This is a genomic window from Phascolarctobacterium succinatutens CAG:287 (assembly GCF_000434895.1).
GTDB lineage: Bacteria > Bacillota > Negativicutes > Acidaminococcales > Acidaminococcaceae > Phascolarctobacterium_A > Phascolarctobacterium_A succinatutens_A.
In genome coordinates, this window is sequence record NZ_FR892749.1 from 48,371 (window position 1) to 54,721 (window position 6,351).

Consider the following 6,351-nt stretch of genomic DNA (forward strand, 5'->3'; position numbering starts at 1 on the left):
TCCTCCCGATTACTGGAATCCGGTTGCCAAAACCTCTGATATCATCTCCGGCTTCGGCTGGGGCCTGGGCTACTTCGGTATGCCGCATATCATCATCCGCTTCATGTCCCTCAAATCTCAAAAGGAAATGAAGAAATCCGCTGTTATCGCTATCAGCTGGACCGCCCTCATCTGCTTCTTCGCTACTATGGTAGGCGTTGTTGGCCGTATGTATCTGGGCATGGATGAAAACATCAAACAAAACTCTCTGGTATTCATCGCCATGGTTCGCAGCATTTTCCCGGCTCTGATGAGCGGCATCCTCCTTTCCGGCGTATTGGCAGCTTCCATGAGTACTGCCTCCAGTCAGCTGCTCTCTTCCGCTTCTGCCTTTGCCAGCGACGTTTATAAGCCTGTAATCCGTAAATACCAGTCCGGAGATAAGGAAATGCTTTGGGCAGGACGCATCGTTGTACTTGTTATCTCCTTCGTTGCTCTGCTTATTGCTGATTCTCCGCGTGCAGGCAGTATTATGGAGCTTGTTGCCAATGCCTGGGGCGTATTCGGTGCAGCCTTCGGTTCTGCTATCATGCTCAGCCTTTTCTGGCGCGGCTTCACCTTCCAGGGTGCGGTAGCCTGCATCATCGTCGGTGCTGTTGTCGATATCGGCTGGTACCTGACTATGGCAGCCTCCACCGGCATCTACGAAATTATCCCCGGCTTTTTTGCCAGCCTTGTAGCAGGTGTCATCGTTTCCCTGCTCAGCGGCGGTCCTTCCAAGGATGTTGCTGCGCTTTATGATAAAGCCAACAACTACGTTGAGGAATAATTGTATAAGCCTAAAAAATTAGCAACATAAAAAAGTCCGATTTGTCATCACAGACGAATCGGACTTTTTATATTCTCAGCAAAATTTCAAGCTAATTTTACCCAAAGAGGCAAAAGCATAGCATTTTCCTCTTAATCATATTATAATAAAAGTGACCAATAAAATTACTTAATACATTATGTGAGGAGGTTCTGCCATGCGTACTTTTCTGCCATTAGCCTTTTGGTACTGGCTCTATAATCAGCTCTTCTTCTTTTTGGGGGCATTGGGCTTTTTTGTAATTCATTTTCTTGTTGCTTTCATCGGCTTCGGCGGCATGGATACACTTGCCAGCGCTATTTTGACAACACTTTATGCATTTATTCTTTACAAGCTCTTCGGGCGTTTTCTCTGGCGCAACAGGCTACAGCAATATAGTTTTAGCAGTAACACTCTCATATATGCCTCATTGCTGCCGCTGATTTTAGGCAGCGTCGTTCTCACCGCCAGCTTTGCCATAGCAGACGGCAAAATCTACAACACTATGACTGCCATGCCTGTGCTCGCAGCCATCAATCTCAGCCTTTCCTACCTGCCGCTTGCCAAAAGCGTCTGGACAATGCTCATTCTAGGCAGCATCTTCAACCTCTTTACGCTTATCTGTTTCTGGCGCTACTGCCGCAAGTATCTGCAGCAGGAAATTCCCTGGCTGAAGCTGCTCATACCACTGGCTATCTGTCTGGTAATCTGCACCATCATTATCTATGGCATAACGATTACGTATCTGCCTGATGATAAGGCGGGAAGATGAGATATTCAAAAAAACTCTCACCATCCCCAAATGGTTAAATGATGCGGCAATTGCTAGGAAACTTAACTTCTCCAAAATTTTACAGGATGCTCTCAAGCACGAGCTCAATATCGGATAAAGCAAAAATCACAACCGGTTACATATATAACCGATTGTGATTTTTTATTATAGCTTCAATATTTACTTACCGGCAATTTTACCGTAGCATTCAGGTCTGCGATCGCGGAACAATCCCCAGCTCAGTCTGTCCTCAGCCAAGTCTGCCAGATTATACTCTGCATAAAGAATTTCTTCCTTATCACGCGATGCATCCTGCACAAGCTCACCGGTACCGTCGGTCATAAAGGAAGAGCCGTAGAACAGCAGTGAGGACTGCTGGCCTGCATTGCCTTCGCAGGGCTCCACAGTTTCCAGACCGATGCGGTTTGCTGCCACCACAGGCATCAGATTAGCTGCGCTATGGCCTTGCATAACACGGCGCCAATGCGGCATGCTATCGCAGTCTAAGATAGGCTCGGAACCAATCGCCGTAGGATAGAATAAAAGCTCTGCTCCGTTCAGCGCCAGGCAGCGTGCTGTCTCAGGGAACCATTGGTCCCAGCAGATACCGATACCGACACGGCCATACTTGGTATTGAAAACCGTAAAGCCGCTGTTACCCGGTTTAAAGTAAAATTTTTCCTGATAAAAATGATCGTCAGGAATATGCGTTTTGCGATAAACGCCTAAAATCTCACCGTCAGCATCAATGCAGGCGATAGAATTATATAATTCATTGACATCACGCTCAAAGAAGCTGATAGGCAGAACGATATTCAGCTCCTTCGCTAAACGCTTGCCCATCCGCACCGCAGGATTTTCTTCCGTAGGCAGTGCATACTGATAGAAATCATAGCGACGCTGCTGGCAGAAATACGGACGCTCCCACAGCTCCGGCAACAGAATAATCTGCGCACCGTTCGCTGCAGCTTCGCGCACCAGCGCTTCAGCGTGCTGCAAATTTTCTTCTACGGTCGGCGCACAGCGCATCTGCACTGCTGCCACCTTTACCTTGCTCATAAGCACACTCCCTTCGGAATTTGCTGTGTAATGCAGTGAATATTGCCGCCGCCTGTCAAAATAGCCCGCGCCGGTATCTGCACTACCTTACGCTCCGGACAGAGCTTGGCAAGAATTTCCGCCGCCAACGCATCGCTGGCCGCATTCTCACCGCCAAAGGCAGGCACTACAACACTGTCATTACTGAAATAAAAGTTTACATACGAAGCCGCCAGACGTTCACCGGCTTCGCGCATATCCTCACCCTCGACAAAGTCGAAGCCTGCTACCTCGTCCTCGGTAATGCACACAGGCAGCGCCGGTACAGGCAGCTTATGCACGATGATTTTACGTCCCTTGGCATCCGTCAGCTGCTCCAAAGCATCGAGGCTGGCCTTGCTCAAAGCATACTGCGGATCAGCTTCGTTATCTGTCCACGCCAGCACCACCTCACCCGGGCGGATAAAGGCACAGACATTATCTACATGCTCGTTTGTTTCATCGTTATAAATACCGCGCGGAATCCACAAAACCTTTTCCACGCCCAGGTAAGTCTTAAGCTTTTGCTCAATCTGCTCTTTGGAAAGGTCGGGATTGCGTCCTGCGCTCAAAAGGCAGGCTTCTGTTACCAATGCCGTACCCTCGCCGTCGCAGTGAATAGAACCGCCCTCCAGCACAAAGAGAACAGCATCATACAGCGCAGCACCATAATGCTCGGCAAACTTTTCCGCAAAAGCATCGTCCTGCTCATAATCGGGATACAGGCCGTCTACCTCGCCGCCCCAGGCATTGAAGCGCCAGTTTACACCGCGCAGCTCGCGTCCCTGTTCGCCGTCGCGTACCACAAACGTCGGACCGATGTCACGCGCCCAGCTGTCGTCCGTTTCCATAGCAACCAGCTCAACATTGGCCACACCTGCAAGATATTCCTGCGCCACAGCAAAGTGCTTAGCACCGCAAATAACATAAACCTTTTCGCTCGCCGCAATCGCCTTAATCACAGCCGTAAACGCTTCGCAGGCCGCCACTGCGCCAAAGCTCCAGGAGCCCGGACGCTGCGGCCACACGATAATACAGCCATCATGCGGTTCGTATTCTCCGGGCATGTGAAAGCCGTCGGCAGCGGGAGTAAAGTTTTTCTCTAACATCATGACAAACGTCCTTTAAAATCTTCATAACCGAAACGGCGCACCAGCTCCGTAGTACCATCCTTGTGCAGCAGCACAATATCAGGCAGCGGAATGCCGTTAAAGGTATTATTTTTAACCATGGAATAAATCGCCATATCCTCAAAAATCAGCTTATCGCCAACCTTGATTTCCTTGTCAAAGCTGTAATCGCCAATCACGTCACCGGCCAGACAAGTCATTGAGGATAAACGGTATTTATATTGCTTTTCGTCAGCCTCATAGCCGCCGCGCAGAGGCGGACGGTAAGGCATCTCCAGCACGTCAGGCATATGGCAGGCAGCCGAGGCATCAAGAATAAGAATATCCAGACCGTTATGCACAATATCCAACACCTCTGTCACGAGATAGCCGGCATTGAGCGCCACAGCCTCACCGGGCTCCAGATATACCTCAACATGATAGGTAGCACGAATATATTTCACTAAATCAATCAGCGCTTCCACATCATAATCACTGCGCGTAATATGATGCCCGCCGCCCAGATTCAGCCATTTAAGCTGCTTAAAGTACTTGCTGAACTTCGCTTCGAAAGCCTTCCATGTCGTCAGCAGGTCATCAGCATTCTGCTCACACAGCGTATGGAAATGCAGTCCTTCGATTTCCGTCGGCAAATCCTCCGGAAAATTTGCCAGCGTTACGCCCAGACGTGAGCCATAGGCACAGGGGTCATAAATTGCATGCTCACCCTCCTGCGTCGAGCATTCCGGGTTCACGCGGATACCAACGCTCACACCGGATTGGGCACAGACAGCCTTATGCTTTTCAAACTGCGCAAAGCTGTTGAAAATGATATGGTCGCAGATTTGCACCAGCTCCTGCATATCCTGCTCCTTAAAAGCAGGTGCGAAAACATGGTTCTCCTTGCCCATCGCCTCATGACCGAGGCGCGCTTCATAAATGCCGCTTGCCGTCGTGCCTGCCAAATATTCGCCCATCAGCGGATACAGGCGGAACATAGAAAAGCATTTCTGTGCCAGCAGAATATGCGCACCGCTTTCACGCTGAACATACTGCAAAAGGCGCAGATTATTCAGCAGCTTAGCCTCATCAACCACATAGCAGGGAGTCGGCAGCGCCTTCAGCGCCACCTCCTCACGCTCTGCGCGCAAATTCTTCTGCAAATCAGCCAAACGGGAAGCCCCCTCAGCCTTGTCGACAACATATGCCGGCATTACAGTTTCCTTAGCGTCAGTCATCTTATTCTACCGTAGCCGGGTTTTCGTCAACAACCCAAGGCAGGCCGAACTTATTCAGCATATCCATGTACGGATCCGGATCGAATTCTTCCACATTGAATACGCCTTTGCCCTGCCATTGCTTAGTAATAACCAGAGCAGTACCGATCATTGCAGGAACGCCGGTGGTGTAGCTGATAGCCTGAGAGCCGACCTCTTTGTAGCATTCCTGATGGTCGCAGACATTATAAATATAAATGGTCTTTTTCTTGCCATCTTTGGTACCGGTGAAGATACAGCCGATATTGGTCTTGCCTACGGTGCGAGGACCGAGGGAAGCAGGATCCGGCAACAATGCTTTAAGGAACTGAATAGGAACAATTTCCTTGCCTTCATAGTTAATCGGCTTGGTGGACAGCATGCCAACGTTCTCCAGGCACTTCATGTGTGTCAGATAGCTTTGACCGAAGGTCATGAAGAAGCGGATGCGTTTTACGCCGGGGATATTCTTCGCCAGAGATTCAATTTCCTCATGATGCAGCAGATACATATCCTTCATGCCAACCTCAGGGAAATCATACTCGCGTTTAATAGCCATAGCCGGGATTTCTACCCAATGACCGTTTTCCCAATAGGAGCCGGGAGCAGAAACCTCACGCAGGTTAATTTCGGGGTTGAAGTTGGTAGCAAACGGATAACCGTGGTCGCCGCCGTTGCAGTCCAGAATATCAATAGTTTCGATTTCATCAAAATAATGCTTCAGTGCGTAAGCGGAGAATACACTGGTAACACCGGGGTCAAAGCCAGTGCCGAGCAGAGCCATGATGCCGGCCTGCTCAAATTTTTCTTTATAAGCCCATTGCCAGGAATAATCGAAGTAAGCAGAGAAGCCCTCTTCCTTGCAGCGCTTGTCATAAACTGCACGCCATGCAGGATCGTCAATGTTTTCCGGCTCATAGTTAGCGGTATCGATGTAATCAACCTTGCATTCCAGGCAGGCATCCATAATAGTTAGGTCCTGATAAGGCAGAGCAACATTCAGCACTGCGTCTGGCTGGTAAGCCTTAATCAGCTGTACAAGCTGTTCCTTGCTGTCAGCGTCAACCTGTGCTGTAGTAATCACAGTAGAGGTCGTGGGCTGCAGCTTTTCCTTAACTGCGTCACATTTGGACTTCGTACGGCTGGCAATACACAGCTCGGTGAAAACATCACTGTTTTGGCAGCATTTTGCGATAGCTACGCCGGCAACACCGCCGCAGCCGATTACTAATAATTTACTCATAATTCAAATCATCTCCTGTTCATAAATTAAATAATAGGTAGATTGTATAATCAACTTGAACAAAAAAT

At 49.2% G+C, this 6,351-nt stretch carries 6 protein-coding genes; 2 read left to right on the plus strand and 4 right to left on the minus strand.

Annotation, left to right across the window (positions count from 1 at the left end; genetic code table 11):
* Together BN587_RS11640 and BN587_RS00780 are read left to right on the plus strand one after the other, a co-directional pair.
* Positions 1-808, plus strand: an 808-nt coding sequence (locus BN587_RS11640) for a sodium:solute symporter family transporter (protein ID WP_044483882.1), incomplete at its 5' end; no start/stop codon positions are given.
* A 196-nt stretch (positions 809-1,004) separates the two neighbouring features.
* Positions 1,005-1,598 carry a hypothetical protein gene (locus BN587_RS00780; protein ID WP_021719267.1) on the plus strand — a complete coding sequence of 198 codons (594 nt, stop codon included), beginning with the start codon at positions 1,005-1,007 and terminating at the stop codon, positions 1,596-1,598.
* A 180-nt stretch (positions 1,599-1,778) separates the two neighbouring features.
* Here BN587_RS00780 and aguB read toward each other — a convergent pair whose 3' ends face one another.
* From aguB to BN587_RS00800, 4 genes are all read right to left on the minus strand, one after another.
* Positions 1,779-2,657: an N-carbamoylputrescine amidase gene (gene aguB / locus BN587_RS00785; RefSeq protein ID WP_021719268.1), complete on the minus strand. Its 879-nt coding sequence runs from the start codon at positions 2,655-2,657 to the stop codon at positions 1,779-1,781.
* Positions 2,654-3,787, minus strand: a complete 1,134-nt coding sequence (gene aguA, locus BN587_RS00790; RefSeq protein ID WP_021719269.1) for an agmatine deiminase — start codon at positions 3,785-3,787, stop codon at positions 2,654-2,656. Before aguA ends, aguB begins: the two co-directional genes overlap by 4 nt.
* A complete protein-coding gene (nspC, locus tag BN587_RS00795) occupies positions 3,784-4,914 on the minus strand; it encodes a carboxynorspermidine decarboxylase (RefSeq protein ID WP_044483888.1) in 1,131 nt (376 codons plus the stop codon). Before nspC ends, aguA begins: the two co-directional genes overlap by 4 nt.
* Before the next feature lie 109 nt (positions 4,915-5,023).
* Positions 5,024-6,283 carry a saccharopine dehydrogenase family protein gene (locus tag BN587_RS00800; RefSeq protein ID WP_009144909.1) on the minus strand — a complete coding sequence of 420 codons (1,260 nt, stop codon included), beginning with the start codon at positions 6,281-6,283 and terminating at the stop codon, positions 5,024-5,026.
* Positions 6,284-6,351: the final 68 nt, after the last annotated feature.

Excerpts from the sequence above, each read along its gene's own strand:
- aguA (WP_021719269.1), bottom strand. The coding sequence starts at position 3,787 with ATGATGTTAGAGAAAAACTTTACTCCCGCTGCCGACGGCTTTCACATG.
- aguB (WP_021719268.1), bottom strand. The coding sequence starts at position 2,657 with ATGAGCAAGGTAAAGGTGGCAGCAGTGCAGATGCGCTGTGCGCCGACC.
- BN587_RS00800 (WP_009144909.1), bottom strand. The coding sequence starts at position 6,283 with ATGAGTAAATTATTAGTAATCGGCTGCGGCGGTGTTGCCGGCGTAGCT.
- BN587_RS00780 (WP_021719267.1), top strand. The coding sequence starts at position 1,005 with ATGCGTACTTTTCTGCCATTAGCCTTTTGGTACTGGCTCTATAATCAG.